Origin of the sequence: Paraburkholderia tropica (assembly GCF_914484835.1) — a bacterium.
Classification (GTDB): domain Bacteria; phylum Pseudomonadota; class Gammaproteobacteria; order Burkholderiales; family Burkholderiaceae; genus Paraburkholderia; species Paraburkholderia tropica_A.
Genome location: NZ_CAJZAR010000099.1, coordinates 1 through 19,259 on the forward strand (window position 1 = coordinate 1; position 19,259 = coordinate 19,259).

Consider the following 19,259-nt stretch of genomic DNA (forward strand, 5'->3'; position numbering starts at 1 on the left):
TCGGCGCCGGCGTGGTTGCAAAGATCATCGAGTAAGTTTTTGCCAGTCTCGTTGATCGACTAAGTAGTTTCCGGGGTGGTGGTTACCGCCACCCCAAAATGGTTTAGGGGTATAGCTCAACTGGCAGAGCGTCGGTCTCCAAAACCGAAGGTTGGGGGTTCGATTCCCTCTGCCCCTGCCAACTTCACGCGCTACGGCGCGTTGTTCTTTAAGGTGTTATGGCGAATCCTTCCGTCGAAACTGTAAATACTTCCAGCGACAAGCTCATGCTTGCAGCAGGTGTATTGTTGGTTGTGGCCGGGTTCGTAGGGTTCTACTGGCTCGGTAGCCAGGAGTGGTATGTCCGCGGTGCAGCGCTTGCAGTTGGCGTGATCGCGGGGGTGGTAGTCGGTCTTCTCTCGGCGCCCGGCAAGAGCTTCATCGCGTTTGCCAAAGACTCGTACAAAGAAGTTCGCAAGGTCGTCTGGCCGACTCGTAAAGAGGCCACGCAAACGACGTTGGTGGTCTTCGGTTTTGTGCTGGTAATGGCCATCTTTCTGTGGGTTTGCGACAAATCCATCGAATGGGTGATTTTCTCGGCGATTCTGGGTTGGAAATGATATGAGCGATACACCGGCATCCCCGAGCGGAAAACGTTGGTATGTGGTGCACGCCTACTCCGGTATGGAGAAGAGCGTGCAACGTGCGCTTCAGGAGCGCATTGATCGTGCCGGCATGCAGGACAAGTTTGGTCAGATCCTCGTCCCGACTGAAGAAGTCGTCGAGGTGAAGGGTGGTCACAAATCGGTGACCGAACGTCGTTTCTTCCCGGGCTACGTCCTGGTTGAAATGGAAATGACGGACGAAACGTGGCACCTCGTGAAGAACACAGCAAAGGTGACCGGTTTCGTCGGCGGGGCGCGTAATCGCCCGAGCCCGATTTCGCCGCGCGAAGTCGAAAAGATCATGTCGCAGATGCAGGAAGGCGTTGAGAAGCCGCGCCCCAAGACCCTGTTCGAAGTCGGCGAGATGGTCCGCGTGAAGGAAGGTCCGTTCACGGACTTCAACGGCAGCGTCGAAGAAGTCAACTACGAAAAATCGCGCGTCCGGGTCTCCGTCACCATTTTTGGCCGCGCCACACCAGTCGAACTCGAATTCGGCCAGGTAGAAAAGCTGTAAATCGAATACGACGGATCGCATCTCTGGTGCGATCCGTTTTTCCGCGCTTACGGTCCGCGTCATGGCCGTAGAGGAGCGCCAGTACTCCAGTCGGCTGTAAAAGATGTTTGGTACAGCGAAGATTGGGCGAGAGCGCGCTACCACTCACCCGAACGCTCACGCGTTCCAAAGAGGTTTTCAACATGGCAAAGAAAATCATCGGCTTTATCAAGCTGCAGATTCCTGCAGGTAAAGCCAACCCGTCGCCGCCGGTCGGTCCGGCACTGGGCCAACGCGGCCTGAACATCATGGAGTTCTGCAAGGCGTTCAACGCGCAGACCCAGGCACTGGAACCGGGTCTGCCGATTCCGGTCGTCATCACCGCGTTCGCCGACAAGAGCTTCACGTTCGTCCTGAAGACGCCGCCGGCTACGGTCCTGATCAAGAAGGCAGCGAAGGTCGACAAGGGTTCGGCCAAGCCGCACACCGACAAGGTCGCTACGATCACGCGCGCGCAAGCCGAAGAAATCGCCAAGACCAAGATGCCGGACCTCACGGCAGCCGATATGGATGCAGCGGTCCGCACGATCGCTGGTAGCGCCCGCTCGATGGGCATCGTCGTGGAGGGCGTGTAAATGGCTAAGGTTTCGAAGCGTCAAAAGGCTCTGGCCGCCAAGATCGATCGCCAGAAGCAATACGCAATCGTCGACGCACTGTCGCTCGTGAAGGAATGCGCTACGGCGAAGTTCGACGAGTCGATCGACGTCGCAGTCCAGCTCGGCATCGACGCGAAGAAGTCGGACCAGGTCGTTCGTGGTTCGGTCGTTCTGCCCGCAGGTACCGGCAAGTCGGTTCGCGTTGCTGTGTTCGCACAAGGCGAAAAGGCTGAGCAAGCCAAGGCAGCTGGCGCAGAAATCGTCGGCATGGAAGACCTCGCCGAGCAGATCAAGGGCGGCAACCTGAACTTCGACATCGTGATCGCTTCGCCGGACACGATGCGTATCGTCGGTACGCTGGGTCAGATCCTCGGCCCGCGCGGCCTGATGCCGAACCCGAAGGTCGGTACGGTTACGCCGGACGTCGCTACCGCGGTCAAGAACGCGAAGGCTGGTCAGGTGCAATTCCGTGTCGACAAGGCCGGTATCATCCACGCGACCATCGGCCGTGCATCGTTCGAAGCGACCGCGCTGCGCAGCAACCTCGACGCGCTCCTCGAAGCGCTGACGAAGGCCAAGCCGGCAACGAGCAAGGGCGTGTACCTGCGCAAGATCGCTGTTTCGAGCACGATGGGCGTTGGCGTTCGCGTCGACCAGTCGTCGCTGGCAGCCTGATTGCCGCAATAGCGTCGCAACAAGTTTTGCCGCGCTGAGGTCTGGAACGTAGCTTGCTACCCTGATCGCAGTGCGGATTTAAAGGGCTTTGGGCGGTTGTGCAGCGGCAGTCTGCGCGGCACAACCGGTTGTCAAAGACCGTTGGCGGAAGTGCAGTCGTTGGGTGCTTCCTTAATGCAAAGCCAACGCAGATGGCGAACCCGAAAAAGTTTTGAAGTGCTGATGTGAGCTGAACCAGGTGGAAACGCCTGCAGATGCAAACTGATTTACTCCGGACTGGTCGGTCGCCGTTGTTGAACGCGGCATCTGGCGCAATCGCGTTGGGTGTCGAATCTGGAGGTTAACCGTGCCACTGAACAAAGAAGGTAAGCAGGCCGTCGTGGCTGAAGTCTCCGCGCAAGTCGCGAAGGCTCAGACCGTCGTGTTGGCCGAGTATCGTGGAATCGCGGTTGGCGATCTGACCAAGCTGCGCGCGAAAGCGCGTGAGCAGCAGGTGTACCTCCGCGTGTTGAAGAACACGCTGGCGCGTCGCGCTGTTGAAGGTACCCCGTTTGCTCCGCTGGCAGAGCAGATGACTGGCCCCCTGATCTACGGCATCTCGGAAGATGCAATTGCTGCAGCGAAGGTCGTGAACGACTTCGCAAAGAGCAATGACAAGTTGGTCATCAAGGCTGGTTCCTACGAAGGCAAGGTGATGGACAAGGCAGGCGTGCAAGCGCTGGCCAGCATCCCGAGCCGCGAAGAACTGCTCTCGAAGCTGCTGTTCGTTATGCAAGCTCCTGTCTCCGGCTTCGCGCGTGCACTCGCCGCGCTGGCAGAGAAGAAGCAAGCAGAAGCTGCCTGAGTTCAGGCAGTCGAACAAGCAAGAGCGAGCGAATATCGCTAGCTGTTTCCGAATTCAAATCTGGAGTAATTTCAAATGGCAATCGCAAAAGAAGACATCCTCGAAGCCGTTGGCGCGATGTCGGTTCTCGAACTGAACGAACTGGTCAAGGCATTCGAAGAGAAGTTTGGCGTGTCGGCAGCTGCTGTTGCAGTCGCTGGCCCGGCAGGCGGCGGCGCTGCTGCTGCTGCTGAAGAGCAGACCGAATTCACGGTCAACCTGCTCGAAGCAGGCGCGAACAAGGTTTCGGTCATTAAGGCCGTTCGTGAACTGACGGGTCTCGGCCTGAAGGAAGCGAAGGACCTGGTCGACGGCGCACCGAAGCCCGTGAAGGAAGCGGTGCCCAAGGCTGCTGCTGAAGAAGCGAAGAAGAAGCTGGAAGAAGCCGGCGCGAAGGCTGAAATCAAGTAAGTTTCAGCGCGCTGTGCGAAGGCTGGCGGTTTTTACACCGCCGGCCTTTTTGTGCTTTGTGGGGACTGCGTTTTTGTGTTCGATTTTCAGGAGTCGGAGGCAGGATGCGGGACCCAGAAGCCAAAGAAAAACGTCTTGTTCAGGGTGAGTGCCAGAACGGCATGAGGAACATCCAGAAGCACGACGCTTCTCTTTGTCTTCTGAAGCGACTGCAGAAGGCAAGTTTGGTCGGGCAGCGGGCAAGTTATGACAAGCCCAAATCCGCTGCCGTCAGCCAGCGGTTGGTAGAGGCCAACCACCAAGCTTCCAAGGCTCGCGAAGCCATCGGGTCTCAGTCGGTGAACACTCGGGTCGTCCTACCCGCCGTGATTCGGAGATCGTATGCAATATTCCTTCACCGAGAAGAAGCGTATTCGCAAGAGTTTCGCGAAACGCCCCATCGTTCACCAAGTTCCTTTCCTGCTGGCTACCCAGCTTGAATCATTCAGCACGTTCCTGCAAGCAGAAACGGCGAGCGCCCAGCGCAAGTCGGAAGGTCTGCAAGCAGCGTTTTCGTCTGTTTTTCCTATTGTTTCCCATAACGGCTTTGCTCGTCTAGAGTTCGTCAGCTACATGCTGTCGCCGCCGGCATTCAACATCAAGGAATGCCAGCAGCGCGGTCTGACGTACTGCTCGGCGCTGCGCGCCAAGGTGCGTCTGGTCCTGCTCGACAAGGAATCGCCGAGCAAGCCGGTCGTCAAGGAAGTGAAGGAGCAGGAAGTGTACATGGGCGAAATTCCGCTCATGACGCCGACCGGTTCGTTCGTTATCAACGGCACCGAGCGTGTGATCGTCTCGCAGCTGCACCGTTCGCCTGGCGTGTTCTTCGAACACGACAAGGGCAAGACGCACAGCTCGGGCAAACTGCTGTTCTCCGCTCGTATCATTCCTTACCGCGGTTCGTGGCTCGATTTCGAGTTCGACCCGAAGGACGTGCTGTACTTCCGCGTCGACCGCCGCCGCAAGATGCCGGTCACGATCCTGCTGAAGGCCATCGGCCTCACGCCGGAACAGATCCTCGCGAACTTCTTCGTGTTCGACAACTTCACGCTGATGCCGGAAGGCGCGCAGATGGAGTTCGTGCCGGAGCGTCTGCGTGGTGAAGTCGCGCGCTTCGACATTTCGGATCGCGAAGGCAAGGTCATCGTCCAGAAGGACAAGCGCATCAACGCGAAGCACATTCGCGACCTCGAAAGCGCCAAGACCACCTACATTTCGGTCCCCGAAGATTATCTGCTCGGCCGCGTTCTGGCGAAGAACGTCGTCGACGGCGACACGGGCGAAGTGATCGCGAACGCGAACGACGAAATCACCGAAGGTGTGCTCGACAAGCTGCGCGAAGCGAAGATCAAGGACATCCAGACGCTCTACACGAACGATCTGGACCAGGGTCCGTACATCTCGTCGACGCTGCGTATCGACGAAACCGCCGACAAGACGGCCGCGCGCATCGCGATCTACCGCATGATGCGTCCGGGCGAGCCGCCGACCGAAGAAGCGGTCGAAGCCCTGTTCAACCGCCTGTTCTACAGCGAAGAAGCGTACGACCTCTCGAAGGTGGGTCGTATGAAGTTCAACCGCCGCGTGGGCCGTGACGAAATCGTCGGCCCGATGACGCTGCAGGACGACGACATCCTCGCGACGATCAAGATCCTCGTCGAGCTGCGCAACGGCAAGGGCGAAGTGGACGACATCGACCACTTGGGCAACCGTCGCGTGCGTTGCGTCGGCGAACTGGCGGAAAACCAGTTCCGCGCCGGTCTCGTGCGTGTCGAACGTGCAGTCAAGGAACGCCTCGGCCAGGCCGAAAGCGAAAACCTGATGCCGCACGACCTGATCAACTCGAAGCCGATTTCGTCGGCGATTCGCGAGTTCTTCGGTTCGTCGCAGCTGTCGCAGTTCATGGACCAGACCAACCCGCTGTCGGAAATCACCCACAAGCGCCGCGTGTCGGCACTTGGCCCGGGCGGTCTGACGCGCGAGCGCGCTGGCTTTGAAGTCCGCGACGTGCACCCGACCCACTACGGCCGCGTGTGTCCGATTGAGACGCCGGAAGGTCCGAACATTGGTCTGATCAACTCGCTCGCACTGTACGCGCACCTGAACGAATACGGCTTCCTCGAAACGCCGTATCGCAAGGTCGTGGACAGCAAGGTGACCGACCAGATCGACTACCTGTCGGCGATCGAAGAAGGCCGTTACGTGATCGCTCAGGCGAACGCGATGGTGGCTGAAGACGGCACGCTGACCGACGAACTCGTCTCGTCGCGTGAAGCGGGCGAAACGCTGATGGTCACGCCGGACCGCATCCAGTACATGGACGTGGCGCCGTCGCAGATCGTCTCGGTTGCAGCTTCGCTGATCCCGTTCCTCGAGCACGACGACGCGAACCGCGCACTGATGGGTTCGAACATGCAGCGTCAGGCCGTGCCTTGCCTGCGTCCGGAAAAGCCGGTCGTCGGTACGGGTATCGAGCGCACGGTTGCGGTCGACTCGGGTACGACGGTTCAGGCGCTGCGTGGCGGCGTGGTGGATTACGTCGACGCGGGCCGTATCGTGATTCGCGTGAACGACGATGAAGCTGTCGCCGGTGAAGTCGGCGTGGACATCTACAACCTGATCAAGTACACGCGTTCGAACCAGAACACGAACATCAACCAGCGTCCGATCGTGAAGATGGGCGACAAGGTTGCGCGTGACGACGTGCTGGCTGACGGCGCATCGACCGATCTGGGCGAGCTCGCGCTCGGCCAGAACATGCTGATCGCGTTCATGCCGTGGAACGGCTACAACTTCGAAGACTCGATCCTGATCTCGGAGAAGGTCGTGGCCGACGATCGCTACACGTCGATCCACATCGAAGAACTGAATGTCGTTGCACGCGACACGAAGCTCGGACCGGAAGAAATCACGCGCGACATTTCGAACCTCGCGGAAGTGCAGCTTGGCCGTCTCGACGAGTCGGGCATCGTGTACATCGGCGCGGAAGTCGAAGCGGGCGACGTGCTCGTGGGCAAGGTCACGCCGAAGGGCGAAACCCAGCTCACGCCGGAAGAAAAGCTGCTGCGCGCGATCTTCGGCGAGAAGGCTTCGGACGTGAAGGACACGTCGCTGCGCGTGCCCTCGGGCATGAGCGGCACGGTCATCGACGTGCAGGTGTTCACGCGCGAAGGCATCACGCGCGACAAGCGCGCGCAACAGATCATCGACGATGAACTGAAGCGTTATCGCCTCGACCTGAACGACCAGCTGCGCATCGTGGAAGGCGACGCGTTCCAGCGTCTCGCACGTATGCTCGACGGCAAGGTCGCGAACGGCGGTCCGAAGAAGCTCGCGAAGGGTACGAAGATCGACCAGGCTTACCTGAGCGACCTCGACCACTACCACTGGTTCGACATCCGCCTTGCGGACGAAGAAGCAGCGGCGCAGCTCGAAGCGATCAAGAACTCGATCGAAGAAAAGCGTCACCAGTTCGATCTGGCGTTCGAAGAGAAGCGCAAGAAGCTCACGCAAGGCGACGAACTGCCGCCGGGCGTGCTGAAGATGGTCAAGGTGTACCTCGCGGTCAAGCGTCGTCTGCAGCCTGGCGACAAGATGGCCGGCCGTCACGGTAACAAGGGTGTCGTGTCGAAGATCGTCCCGATCGAAGACATGCCGTACATGGCCGATGGCCGTCCGGCCGACGTCGTGCTGAACCCGCTGGGCGTTCCGTCACGGATGAACGTGGGTCAGGTTCTCGAAGTGCACCTCGGTTGGGCCGCGAAGGGTCTGGGCTGGCGTATTGGCGAAATGCTCGCGCGTCAGACCAAGATTGCAGAACTGCGTGAGTTCCTCACGAAGATCTACAACGAATCGGGCCACAAGGAAGACCTCGACAGCTTCAGCGACGACGAAATCTTCGAACTCGCGAAGAACCTGCGCGAAGGCGTGCCGTTCGCAACGCCGGTGTTCGACGGTGCGACCGAAGAGGAAATGGGCAAGATGCTCGATCTGGCATACCCGGACGACATCGCCGCGAACCTCGGCATGACGCCGTCGAAGAACCAGGTGCGTCTGTACGACGGCCGCACGGGCGAGATGTTCGAGCGCACCGTGACCGTGGGTTACATGCACTACCTGAAGCTGCATCACCTTGTCGACGACAAGATGCACGCGCGTTCGACGGGTCCGTACTCGCTCGTCACGCAGCAGCCGCTGGGTGGTAAGGCGCAGTTCGGTGGTCAGCGCTTCGGTGAAATGGAAGTGTGGGCGCTCGAAGCGTATGGCGCTTCGTACGTGCTGCAGGAAATGTTGACGGTGAAGTCGGACGACGTGAACGGCCGGACGAAGGTGTACGAAAACCTCGTCAAGGGCGACCACGTGATCGATGCAGGCATGCCGGAATCCTTCAATGTGCTGGTGAAGGAAATCCGCTCGCTCGGTATCGACATCGACCTCGACCGCAACTAATCGGACTACGGAGAGAAGGCAATGAAAGCTCTGCTCGATCTATTCAAGCAAGTCCAACAAGAAGAAGTTTTTGACGCGATCAAGATCGGTCTGGCCTCGCCGGACAAGATCCGCTCGTGGTCGTTCGGCGAAGTGAAGAAGCCGGAGACCATCAACTACCGTACGTTCAAGCCGGAACGCGATGGTCTGTTCTGCGCGAAGATCTTCGGGCCGATCAAGGACTACGAGTGCCTGTGCGGCAAGTACAAGCGCCTGAAGCATCGTGGCGTGATCTGCGAGAAGTGCGGCGTTGAAGTCACGCTGGCGAAGGTGCGTCGCGAACGCATGGGCCACATCGAACTGGCCTCGCCGGTCGCGCACATCTGGTTCCTGAAGTCGCTGCCGTCGCGTCTGGGCATGGTGCTCGACATGACGCTGCGCGACATCGAACGCGTGCTGTACTTCGAAGCGTATGTGGTGATCGAACCGGGCATGACGCCGCTGAAGGCGCGTCAGATCATGACCGAAGAGGATTACTACAATAAGGTCGAAGAGTACGGTGACGAATTCCGCGCCGAGATGGGCGCGGAAGGCGTGCGCGAGCTGCTGCGTGCGATCAACATCGACGAACAGGTCGAAACGCTGCGCACCGAGCTGAAGAACACCGGCTCGGAAGCGAAGATCAAGAAGTACGCGAAGCGCCTGAAGGTGCTCGAGGCCTTCCAGCGTTCGGGCATCAAGCCCGAATGGATGGTGCTCGAAGTGCTGCCGGTGCTGCCGCCCGAACTGCGTCCGCTGGTGCCGCTGGACGGTGGCCGCTTCGCGACCTCGGACCTGAACGACCTGTATCGCCGCGTCATCAACCGTAACAACCGTCTGAAGCGTCTGCTCGAGCTGAAGGCGCCGGAGATCATCGTCCGCAACGAAAAGCGGATGCTCCAGGAAGCGGTTGACTCGCTGCTCGATAACGGCCGTCGCGGCAAGGCGATGACGGGCGCGAACAAGCGTCCGCTGAAGTCGCTCGCCGACATGATCAAGGGTAAGGGCGGCCGCTTCCGTCAGAACCTGCTGGGTAAGCGCGTCGACTACTCGGGCCGTTCGGTCATCGTGGTGGGTCCGACGCTCAAGCTTCACCAGTGCGGTCTGCCGAAGCTGATGGCGCTCGAACTGTTCAAGCCGTTCATCTTCAACAAGCTGGAAACGATGGGCGTCGCGACGACCATCAAGGCTGCGAAGAAGGAAGTCGAGAACCAGACGCCGGTGGTGTGGGACATCCTCGAAGAGGTGATCCGCGAGCATCCGGTCATGCTGAACCGTGCACCGACGCTTCACCGTCTTGGCATTCAGGCTTTCGAGCCGGTGCTGATCGAAGGTAAGGCAATCCAGCTGCACCCGCTCGTTTGCGCGGCGTTCAACGCCGACTTCGACGGTGACCAGATGGCTGTTCACGTTCCGCTGTCGCTCGAAGCGCAGATGGAAGCGCGCACGCTGATGCTGGCGTCGAACAACGTCCTGTTCCCGGCCAACGGCGATCCGTCGATCGTGCCGTCGCAGGATATCGTGCTGGGCCTGTACTACGCCACGCGTGAAGCGATCAATGGCAAGGGCGAAGGCATGACGTTCACGGGCGTGTCGGAAGTGCTCCGCGCGTACGAGAACAAGGAAGTCGAGCTGGCTTCGCGCGTGAACGTGCGTATTACCGAAATGGTCCACAACGAGGACAAGTCGGAAGGCGCACCGGCATTCGTGCCGAAGATCTCGCTGTACGCGACCACGGTCGGCCGTTCGATCCTGTCGGAAATTCTGCCGCCGGGCCTGCCGTTCTCGGTGCTGAACAAGCCGCTGAAGAAGAAGGAAATCTCGCGTCTGATCAACACCGCGTTCCGCAAGTGCGGTCTGCGTGAGACGGTGATTTTCGCTGACCAGCTGATGCAGTCGGGTTTCCGCCTGGCAACGCGCGCCGGTATTTCGATCTGCGTGGACGACATGCTCGTGCCGCCGCAGAAGGAAACCATCGTCGGCGAAGCCGCGAAGAAGGTGAAGGAATACGACCGTCAGTACATGTCGGGTCTCGTCACCGCGCAGGAACGCTACAACAACGTGGTCGACATCTGGTCGAACACGTCGGAAGCGGTCGGCAAGGCGATGATGGAGCAGCTCGCGACGGAACCGGTTATCGACCGCGACGGCAAGGAAACGCGTCAGGAATCGTTCAACTCGATCTACATGATGGCCGACTCGGGCGCGCGGGGTTCCGCAACCCAGATTCGCCAGCTGGCGGGTATGCGCGGCCTGATGGCGAAGCCGGACGGCTCGATTATCGAAACGCCGATTACCGCGAACTTCCGCGAAGGTCTGAACGTGTTGCAGTACTTCATCTCGACCCACGGTGCACGTAAGGGTCTGGCTGATACGGCACTGAAGACCGCGAACTCGGGTTACCTGACGCGTCGTCTCGTCGACGTCACGCAGGATCTCGTGGTCGTCGAGGAAGATTGCGGCACGTCGAACGGCGTGGCGATGAAGGCACTCGTGGAAGGCGGTGAAGTCGTCGAAGCGCTGCGCGACCGTATTCTCGGCCGCGTTGCGGTGGCGGACGTCGTCAATCCTGAAACCCAGGAAACGATCTACGCTTCGGGCGACCTGCTCGACGAAGACGCAGTCGAAACGATCGAAAGCCTCGGCATCGACGAAGTGCGCGTGCGCACGCCGCTGACCTGCGAAACGCGTTACGGTCTGTGCGCGTCGTGCTACGGCCGCGACCTGGGTCGTGGCTCGCGCGTGAACGTCGGCGAAGCAGTCGGCGTGATCGCGGCACAGTCGATCGGCGAACCGGGCACGCAGCTCACGATGCGTACGTTCCACATCGGTGGTGCGGCATCGCGTGCAGCAGTGGCCTCGTCGGTGGAAGCCAAGTCGAACGGTACGGTCCGCTTCACGGCGACGATGCGTTACGTCACGAACGCGAAGGGCGAGCAGATCGTCATTTCGCGCTCGGGCGAAGCCATCATCGCCGACGATCACGGCCGCGAGCGCGAGCGTCACAAGGTGCCGTACGGCGCGACGCTGCTGCAACTCGACGGCGACACGATCAAGGCCGGCACGCAGCTCGCCACGTGGGATCCGCTGACGCGCCCGATCATCACCGAGTACGGTGGTACGGTGAAGTTCGAAAACGTCGAAGAAGGCGTGACGGTTGCGAAGCAGATCGACGATGTGACGGGTCTGTCGACCCTCGTCGTGATCGACGTGAAGCGCCGCGGTTCGCAGGCTTCGAAGAGCGTGCGTCCGCAGGTCAAGCTGCTCGACGCGAACGGCGACGAAGTCAAGATCCCGAACACCGAGCACTCGGTGCAGATCGGCTTCCAGGTCGGCGCTCTGATCACGGTGAAGGACGGTCAGCAAGTGCAGGTCGGTGAAGTGCTCGCACGTATCCCGACTGAAGCGCAGAAGACGCGTGACATTACCGGTGGTCTGCCGCGTGTGGCGGAACTGTTCGAAGCACGTTCGCCGAAGGACGCAGGTATCCTGGCGGAAGTCACGGGTACGACGTCGTTCGGTAAGGACACGAAGGGCAAGCAGCGTCTCGTTATCACGGACCTCGAAGGCAATCAGCATGAGTTCCTGATCGCGAAGGAAAAGCAGGTTCTGGTTCACGATGCACAGGTCGTCAACAAGGGCGAAATGATCGTGGACGGCCCGGCCGATCCGCACGACATCCTGCGTCTGCAGGGTATCGAAGCGCTGTCGCGTTACATCGTGGACGAAGTGCAGGACGTGTACCGTCTGCAGGGCGTGAAGATCAACGACAAGCACATCGAAGTAATCGTGCGTCAGATGCTGCGCCGCGTGCAGATCACCGACAACGGCGATACGCGTTTCATCCCTGGCGAACAAGTCGAGCGTTCGGACATGCTCGACGAGAACGACAAGATGATCGCGGAAGACAAGCGTCCGGCGACGTACGAGAACGTGCTGCTCGGTATCACGAAGGCATCGCTCTCGACCGACTCGTTCATCTCGGCGGCATCGTTCCAGGAAACGACCCGCGTGCTGACCGAAGCGGCGATCATGGGCAAGCGCGACGATCTGCGTGGCCTGAAGGAAAACGTGATCGTCGGCCGTCTGATTCCGGCCGGTACGGGTCTCGCGTTCCACAAGGCGCGCCGTGCGAAGGAATCGTCGGATCGCGAGCGTTTCGACCAGATCGCAGCGGAAGAAGCGTTCGACTTCGGCGCACCGGAAACCCCGGCTGCCGAAGTGCCGGAACAGCCGCATACGACGGACGAGTAAAGCAGGGGGCGGCGCAAGCCGCCTGATGCTGAACTCGCGCGCCATGCGCACCCAAAAAGCCGTCTGGTTTACGCCAGACGGCTTTTTTTATGGGCTTTTCTCGCGTATGTGCCGGTGGGTGCGCGCGCACCGGTTCGCAGTCCCTGGTATTTTTTGCGAAGTGTGCGCGGTGCGTGCGAGGCCTTGCAGGGACATTGCGGGGCCGTCGCGTGTGCGACCTCGCGCCGCACTGCTGGCGCGGTCGCTGCGCGTGTCTGCGGCGCGTGCTAACGTAGCGCGCCAAGTCTGTCGGCGTACGAACTTTCGCGGCGCGCCGGCAGCATCTTTCTGAATCTGGAGGCGGTAATCATGTGGGTCGTTGGTGTCGGTCTCATCCTGAATCTGGTGGCGTGCATCGCCGACTTTTCGCATCTGCTGCATCACGTCGGAAATCAGGAGGCCGCCATGTTCTTCGCGACCTTCCTCGTGATGTGGGCATTCCTGATCATCGGTTACATCATGCAGCTGGCGGGCAAGGTGAAGATGGGCGGGCTGCTGCTCGCGCTCGGCTCGTTGCTGCTCATCGTGGGCAGTTTCGTGCAGTTGCCGTTCGGCGGGCTCGTGCTGTTTTCGGTGGTGGCGGGCATCGTGACGTTCGTCGGTGCGCTGCGCGTCGCGCAAAAGCGCGCCTGAGTCTTCCGGTTCGCTTGCCGCGGGCGCGGGCTCTCCGCGCTCGTCGCGTCATCTTTTGAATGCAGCGTGCGCACCCGACGCGCACGCGCGTTTCTGTCGTTTTTCCTCCGCGGGCTTTCGCTCTTTTCCCCGCTTTTCCCTCGCCTTATCTGCGCCGCCCCTTGGCCTGATGGCTAATCTTCGCGGTTGCGGCGGTCAAGGCGCGCCCGGGTTGGTAAAATCCGGTCCACCGCCTTCGCTTCACGCCTCCTCCTTACCCACCGTCGCCGCCTTCATGTCCCGTTCGCTCGAAATCCTCAACGAAGTCTTCGGTTATCCCGCCTTTAGAGGGCAGCAAGCCGAGATCGTCGAGCATGTCGCGGGCGGCGGCGATTCGCTGGTCCTCATGCCCACCGGCGGCGGGAAATCGCTCTGCTACCAGATTCCCGCGCTGGTACGCCACGAGGCGGGCCTCGGCGCCGGCATCGTGGTGTCGCCGCTGATCGCGCTGATGCAGGACCAGGTGGCCGCGCTGACCGAAGTCGGCGTGCGCGCGGCGTATCTCAATTCGACGCTCACCGGCGCCGAGGCGGCCGCCACCGAGCGCGCGCTGCGCGAAGGCGACCTCGATCTGCTCTACGTGGCGCCCGAGCGCCTGATGACGTCGCGCTTTCTCGAACTGCTCGAGCGCACGCGCATCGGTCTGTTCGCGATCGACGAGGCGCACTGCGTGTCGCAATGGGGGCACGATTTCCGCCCCGAGTACATTCAGCTGTCGGTGCTGCACGAGCGCTTCCCGAACGTGCCGCGCATCGCGCTTACGGCCACCGCCGACGCGATCACGCGCGACGAGATCATGCATCGTCTCGCGCTCGACGACGCGCGCGTGTTCGTGTCGAGCTTCGACCGGCCGAATATCCGCTATCGCATCGTCGAAAAGGACAACGCGCGCACCCAGTTGCTCGATTTCATTCGCGCGGAGCACACGCGCGCCGACGGCACGACCGACGCGGGCGTGGTCTATTGCCTCTCGCGACGCAAGGTCGAGGAAACCGCGGAGTGGCTGAAGGGGCAGGGCGTGCGCGCGCTGCCGTATCACGCCGGCATGGAATTCGAGGTGCGCCAGAAGCATCAGGAACTGTTCCAGCGCGAAGAGGGCGTGGTGATGTGCGCGACCATCGCGTTCGGCATGGGCATCGACAAGCCGGACGTGCGCTTCGTCGCGCATCTGGATTTGCCGAAGAGCGTCGAAGGCTACTACCAGGAAACTGGCCGCGCGGGCCGCGACGGGCTGGCGGCCAATGCCTGGATGGCCTATGGCCTCGGCGACGTCGTGCAGCAGCGCAAGATGATCGACGAGTCCGACGCCGACGAGCAGCACAAACGCGTGCAGACCGGCAAGCTCGACGCGCTGCTCGGCCTATGTGAAACGGCCACTTGCCGCCGTGTGCGCCTGCTCGCGTATTTCGGCGAAGAGAGTCAGCCCTGCGGCAACTGCGACAGCTGTATCGAGCCGCCCGCCACGTGGGACGCGACGCGCGAGGCGCAGATGGCGCTGTCCTGCGTGTTCCGCGCGCAGCGCGCGAGCGGCTTCAATTTCGGCGCGGGCCACCTGATCGACATTCTGCGCGGCAATCGCAACGAGAAAATCCTGCAGCGCGGCCACGAGAAGATCTCGACTTTCGGCATCGGCGCGGCGCTGTCCGAGGCCGAGTGGCGCGGGATCTTCCGTCAGCTGGTGGCGTTCGGCTATCTGACCGTCGACCACGAGGGCTTCGGCGCGCTCGTGCTCACGGAGGCGAGCAAGGCGGTGCTCAAGGGCGAGCAGCAGGTCACGATGCGCCGCTACGTGAAGCCCACGCGCACCCGCGCGTCGTCGAGCCGCACCAGCGAGCGCGCCGATCCGACCGTGGGTATGAGCCCGCGTCAGCGCGCGCGCTGGGAGCGTCTGCGCCTGTGGCGCACCGATACGGCCAAGAGCGAGGGCGTGCCCGCCTACGTGATCTTCCACGACGCCACGCTGGCGGAAATCGCGCGCAACGGCCCCGAATCGGTCGACGATCTGCGTGACATTCCGGGTATCGGCGCACGCAAGCTCGAGCGCTTCGGCGAGGAGCTCGTCGAGGTGGTCGGCGACGAGTGAGCGCCCGGCTGGCGGCGACAATCGCGAGCCGAAAGAGGGTCGAAAAAGGGTTGAAAGCACCGCCGATGCGCGATCGGTGCGTGACCGCCATGGCGCGTTCGCACCGTCATTCCGGCGTCCCAAACCGCCTGAGGCGCGCCGCAGCGAGAATGCCGGCTTTTCCGCGCGCTGCGGCGCTGTCATTTACCGGTGAGCGTGCGTTTTATCGCTGCCGCACCGCAACACGCCGCACACTTCTTCCGTCGTCCGAAATACCGCAAGCCGTTGACTTGCTTGGTATTTTCGGAATATCATGCTGGGTTCCGGTTCTTGGGTTGTCTGCGCACGTCAGTTAGTTTGACTAATTCGGCGTAAAAGCACTTCGGAGTGCGCTCCAGGTGTTCGCGTCGCAGGCGCCAGTTTTAGGAGCCGGAATTCTCGTAGGAGTTTAGATGCGTGGTTTTCCGCTTTGCCCGGAAATAAACGCGTCGATTTTGTTCAATTTCAGGAATAAACAATGCCAACCATCAATCAACTGGTTCGCAAAGGCCGCACTTCGGAAGTCACGAAGAGCAAGTCGCCGGCCCTGCAGGACTGCCCTCAGCGTCGCGGCGTGTGCACGCGTGTGTACACGACGACGCCGAAGAAGCCGAACTCGGCACTTCGTAAAGTTGCCAAGGTTCGTCTGACGAACGGCTTCGAAGTCATTTCGTACATCGGTGGTGAAGGCCACAACCTGCAGGAACACTCGGTTGTGCTGATCCGCGGCGGCCGTGTGAAGGACTTGCCGGGTGTGCGTTACCACATGGTTCGCGGCTCGCTGGATACCCAGGGCGTCAAGGATCGTAAGCAGGCTCGTTCGAAGTACGGCGCGAAGCGCGCGAAGGCTGCGAAGTAAGAGTCGAGCGTCGTCTGCGCTTTCGGGCGTTGGCGATAAAAGCGACAGGTGCCGGATTGGCCGGTGCTGTCGAGTAAGTGGTCACCCGACCAGGCTGGTAAGTCGTGAGATGAATCGGGTTAGTTGGTGGCCGCGGAGCGTAGGGTTCCATCCACGCTTCAACTGAAAAGTTAAAGGAAGAAACATGCCGCGTCGTCGCGAAGTCCCCAAGCGGGAAGTGTTGCCGGATCCGAAGTTCGGCAACGTTGATGTAGCCAAGTTCATGAACGTGCTGATGCTCTCCGGCAAGAAGTCGGTTGCCGAGCGTATCGTGTACGGCGCTTTCGAACAGATCCAGACCAAGGGTGGCAAGGACCCGCTGGAAGTGTTCACTGTCGCGCTCAACAACGTGAAGCCGGTGGTGGAAGTGAAGAGCCGCCGCGTTGGTGGTGCGAACTATCAGGTTCCGGTCGAAGTGCGCCCCTCGCGTCGTATGGCATTGGCGATGCGTTGGCTGCGTGAAGCCGCGAAGAAGCGCAGCGAGAAGTCGATGGCCCTGCGTCTGGCAGGTGAACTCTCCGAAGCGGCCGAAGGCCGTGGCGGCGCGATGAAGAAGCGCGACGAAGTTCACCGGATGGCAGAAGCGAACAAGGCGTTCTCGCACTTCCGCTTCTAAGAGAAAACCCCTTCTGGGGTTGACTCAAAAGACGGAAAAAATTCCGGGCGGGTGCGCTTATCAAGCGCCTCGCCCGTTTGTGTTCAGGCGCGTTGGGATCGACCCGGTCGGGTTCGGCCCCGGCGCGCACCTCCCGATAGAGGATCAAAGTGGCTCGCAAGACTCCTATCGAGCGCTACCGTAACATCGGTATTAGCGCTCACATCGACGCCGGCAAGACGACGACGACCGAGCGCATTCTGTTTTACACCGGCGTGAACCACAAGATTGGTGAAGTTCACGACGGCGCCGCGACCATGGACTGGATGGAGCAGGAGCAGGAGCGTGGCATCACGATTACCTCCGCTGCTACGACCGCGTTCTGGAAGGGCATGGGCGGTAACTACCCCGAGCACCGCATCAACATCATCGACACCCCGGGCCACGTCGACTTCACGATTGAAGTTGAACGCTCGATGCGCGTGCTCGACGGTGCATGCATGGTCTACTGCGCAGTGGGCGGCGTTCAGCCCCAGTCGGAAACCGTGTGGCGCCAGGCGAACAAGTACAAGGTTCCCCGTCTCGCGTTCGTCAACAAGATGGACCGTACGGGCGCGAACTTCTTCAAGGTCTACGACCAGCTGAAGACGCGTCTGAAGGCGAACCCGGTTCCGGTCGTGGTGCCGATCGGCGCAGAAGACACGTTCCAGGGCGTGGTCGACCTGATCAAGATGAAGGCGATCATTTGGGACGAAGCGTCGCAAGGCACGAAGTTCGACTACGTCGACATCCCCGCTGAACTCGTTGACTCGTGCAACGAATGGCGCGAAAAGATGATCGAGTCGGCTGCTGAAGCCAGCGAAGAGCTGATGGAAAAGTACCTCGGCGGCGAAGAGCTGACCGAAGCGGAAGTCGTCAAGGCAATCCGCGACCGTACCATCGCTTGCGAAATCCAGCCGATGCTGTGCGGCACCGCGTTCAAGAACAAGGGCGTGCAGCGTATGCTCGACGCCGTGATCGACTTCCTGCCGTCGCCGGTGGACATTCCCCCGGTCACGGGCGAACTCGAAAACGGTGAGAAGGCCGAGCGCCGCGCAGCCGACGACGAGAAGTTCTCGGCACTCGCGTTCAAGATCATGACCGACCCGTTCGTCGGCCAGCTGATCTTCTTCCGCGCGTACTCGGGCGTCGTCAACTCGGGCGATACGGTGCTGAACTCGACCAAGGGCAAGAAGGAACGCCTCGGCCGTATTCTGCAGATGCACGCGAACAACCGTGAAGAAATCAAGGAAGTTCGTGCAGGCGACATCGCCGCAGCCGTTGGCCTGAAGGAAGCAACCACGGGCGACACGCTGTGCGACCCGGCGAACCCGATCATCCTGGAACGCATGATTTTCCCGGAGCCGGTGATTTCGCAGGCCGTCGAGCCGAAGACCAAGGCTGACCAGGAAAAGATGGGCCTCGCCCTGAACCGCCTGGCACAGGAAGACCCGTCGTTCCGCGTCCAGACGGACGAGGAATCGGGCCAGACCATCATTTCGGGTATGGGCGAGCTCCACCTCGAAATTCTGGTCGACCGTATGAAGCGTGAATTCAACGTGGAAGCGACCGTCGGCAAGCCGCAGGTTGCATACCGCGAAACGATCCGCGCAACGGCGAAGGACGTCGAAGGCAAGTTCGTCAAGCAGTCGGGCGGTCGCGGCCAGTTCGGTCACGCTGTCATTACGCTTGAGCCGAACGAGCAGGGCAAGGGCTACGAGTTCCTGGACGAGATCAAGGGTGGTGTGATTCCGCGTGAATTCATCCCCGCGGTCGACAAGGGTATCCAGGAAACGCTCAAGGCCGGCGTGCTGGCGGGCTTCCCGGTCGTCGACGTCAAGGTTCACCTGACGTTCGGTTCGTACCACGACGTTGACTCGAACGAAAATGCGTTCCGCATGGCCGGTTCGATGGCGTTCAAGGAAGCAATGCGCAAGGCTCAGCCGGTCATCCTCGAACCGATGATGGCTGTCGAAGTCGAAACGCCGGAAGACTACATGGGCAACGTGATGGGCGACCTGTCGGGCCGTCGCGGTATCGTCCAGGGCATGGAAGACATGGTTGGCGGCGGCAAGATCGTTCGCGCCGAAGTGCCGCTGTCGGAAATGTTCGGCTACTCGACGTCGCTGCGCTCGCTGTCGCAAGGTCGCGCAACGTACACGATGGAATTCAAGCACTACGCAGAAGCACCGCGTAACGTGGCCGACGCGATCATCAGCGCGAAGGCGAAGTAAGCATCGGCATTCAGTTGACCATGCGGCGAACCGGACATGGGTCCGGTTCGCATCGCCCAGTCACCGATTCACCACTTTTTTGAAAGAAGAGAAACATGGCAAAAGGTAAATTCGAACGGACCAAGCCGCACGTCAACGTCGGCACGATCGGTCACGTTG

At 60.8% G+C, this 19,259-nt stretch carries 13 protein-coding genes, 1 tRNA gene and 1 pseudogene; all 15 read left to right on the forward strand.

The window, feature by feature from the left end:
- Window positions 1–105: 105 nt before the first annotated feature.
- Window positions 106–181: transfer RNA gene (locus tag LDO54_RS35375), tRNA-Trp, on the forward strand.
- 37 nt (window positions 182–218) lie between these two features.
- Window positions 219–599 (forward strand): preprotein translocase subunit SecE, encoded by a 381-nt coding sequence (gene secE / locus LDO54_RS35380; RefSeq protein WP_028222169.1) that lies wholly within the window; start codon window positions 219–221, stop codon window positions 597–599.
- Window position 600: 1 nt separating this feature from the next.
- Window positions 601–1,158: a transcription termination/antitermination protein NusG gene (nusG, locus tag LDO54_RS35385; RefSeq protein ID WP_027821101.1), complete on the forward strand. Its 558-nt coding sequence runs from the start codon at window positions 601–603 to the stop codon at window positions 1,156–1,158.
- Window positions 1,159–1,340: 182 nt separating this feature from the next.
- Window positions 1,341–1,772, forward strand: a complete 432-nt coding sequence (rplK, locus tag LDO54_RS35390) for a 50S ribosomal protein L11 (RefSeq protein WP_074987833.1) — start codon at window positions 1,341–1,343, stop codon at window positions 1,770–1,772.
- Window positions 1,773–2,468, forward strand: a complete 696-nt coding sequence (gene rplA / locus LDO54_RS35395) for a 50S ribosomal protein L1 (protein ID WP_224017196.1) — start codon at window positions 1,773–1,775, stop codon at window positions 2,466–2,468.
- Window positions 2,469–2,814: 346 nt separating this feature from the next.
- On the forward strand, window positions 2,815–3,312 hold the full coding sequence (gene rplJ, locus LDO54_RS35400) for a 50S ribosomal protein L10 (RefSeq protein WP_224017198.1): 498 nt from the start codon (window positions 2,815–2,817) through the stop codon (window positions 3,310–3,312).
- A 75-nt stretch (window positions 3,313–3,387) separates the two neighbouring features.
- Window positions 3,388–3,762, forward strand: coding sequence for a 50S ribosomal protein L7/L12 (gene rplL / locus LDO54_RS35405; protein WP_205986969.1), 375 nt, complete (start codon window positions 3,388–3,390; stop codon window positions 3,760–3,762).
- A gap of 381 nt (window positions 3,763–4,143) precedes the next feature.
- Complete coding sequence (rpoB, locus tag LDO54_RS35410) at window positions 4,144–8,250, forward strand: DNA-directed RNA polymerase subunit beta (RefSeq protein WP_224017201.1); 4,107 nt, start codon at window positions 4,144–4,146, stop codon at window positions 8,248–8,250.
- A 21-nt stretch (window positions 8,251–8,271) separates the two neighbouring features.
- Window positions 8,272–12,522, forward strand: a complete 4,251-nt coding sequence (gene rpoC / locus LDO54_RS35415; protein WP_224017203.1) for a DNA-directed RNA polymerase subunit beta' — start codon at window positions 8,272–8,274, stop codon at window positions 12,520–12,522.
- 348 nt (window positions 12,523–12,870) lie between these two features.
- Complete coding sequence (locus LDO54_RS35420) at window positions 12,871–13,194, forward strand: hypothetical protein (RefSeq protein WP_224017205.1); 324 nt, start codon at window positions 12,871–12,873, stop codon at window positions 13,192–13,194.
- Between the two features lie 274 nt (window positions 13,195–13,468).
- Window positions 13,469–15,316: a DNA helicase RecQ gene (recQ, locus tag LDO54_RS35425; RefSeq protein WP_224017206.1), complete on the forward strand. Its 1,848-nt coding sequence runs from the start codon at window positions 13,469–13,471 to the stop codon at window positions 15,314–15,316.
- A gap of 496 nt (window positions 15,317–15,812) precedes the next feature.
- A complete protein-coding gene (rpsL, locus tag LDO54_RS35430) occupies window positions 15,813–16,193 on the forward strand; it encodes a 30S ribosomal protein S12 (RefSeq protein WP_027821136.1) in 381 nt (126 codons plus the stop codon).
- Between the two features lie 184 nt (window positions 16,194–16,377).
- Window positions 16,378–16,848: a 30S ribosomal protein S7 gene (gene rpsG / locus LDO54_RS35435; protein ID WP_006053291.1), complete on the forward strand. Its 471-nt coding sequence runs from the start codon at window positions 16,378–16,380 to the stop codon at window positions 16,846–16,848.
- A gap of 149 nt (window positions 16,849–16,997) precedes the next feature.
- Window positions 16,998–19,100 carry an elongation factor G gene (gene fusA / locus LDO54_RS35440; RefSeq protein ID WP_065062799.1) on the forward strand — a complete coding sequence of 701 codons (2,103 nt, stop codon included), beginning with the start codon at window positions 16,998–17,000 and terminating at the stop codon, window positions 19,098–19,100.
- Between the two features lie 95 nt (window positions 19,101–19,195).
- Window positions 19,196–19,259, forward strand: a pseudogene (locus LDO54_RS35445) (GTP-binding protein); the annotation flags it as partial.

Bases quoted from the DNA above. Each gene is read 5' to 3' on its own strand.
- secE (WP_028222169.1), top strand. From the start codon at position 219: ATGGCGAATCCTTCCGTCGAAACTGTAAATACTTCCAGCGACAAGCTC.
- nusG (WP_027821101.1), top strand. From the start codon at position 601: ATGAGCGATACACCGGCATCCCCGAGCGGAAAACGTTGGTATGTGGTG.
- rplK (WP_074987833.1), top strand. From the start codon at position 1,341: ATGGCAAAGAAAATCATCGGCTTTATCAAGCTGCAGATTCCTGCAGGT.
- rplA (WP_224017196.1), top strand. From the start codon at position 1,773: ATGGCTAAGGTTTCGAAGCGTCAAAAGGCTCTGGCCGCCAAGATCGAT.
- rplL (WP_205986969.1), top strand. From the start codon at position 3,388: ATGGCAATCGCAAAAGAAGACATCCTCGAAGCCGTTGGCGCGATGTCG.
- rpoB (WP_224017201.1), top strand. From the start codon at position 4,144: ATGCAATATTCCTTCACCGAGAAGAAGCGTATTCGCAAGAGTTTCGCG.
- rpoC (WP_224017203.1), top strand. From the start codon at position 8,272: ATGAAAGCTCTGCTCGATCTATTCAAGCAAGTCCAACAAGAAGAAGTT.
- LDO54_RS35420 (WP_224017205.1), top strand. From the start codon at position 12,871: ATGTGGGTCGTTGGTGTCGGTCTCATCCTGAATCTGGTGGCGTGCATC.
- recQ (WP_224017206.1), top strand. From the start codon at position 13,469: ATGTCCCGTTCGCTCGAAATCCTCAACGAAGTCTTCGGTTATCCCGCC.
- rpsL (WP_027821136.1), top strand. From the start codon at position 15,813: ATGCCAACCATCAATCAACTGGTTCGCAAAGGCCGCACTTCGGAAGTC.
- rpsG (WP_006053291.1), top strand. From the start codon at position 16,378: ATGCCGCGTCGTCGCGAAGTCCCCAAGCGGGAAGTGTTGCCGGATCCG.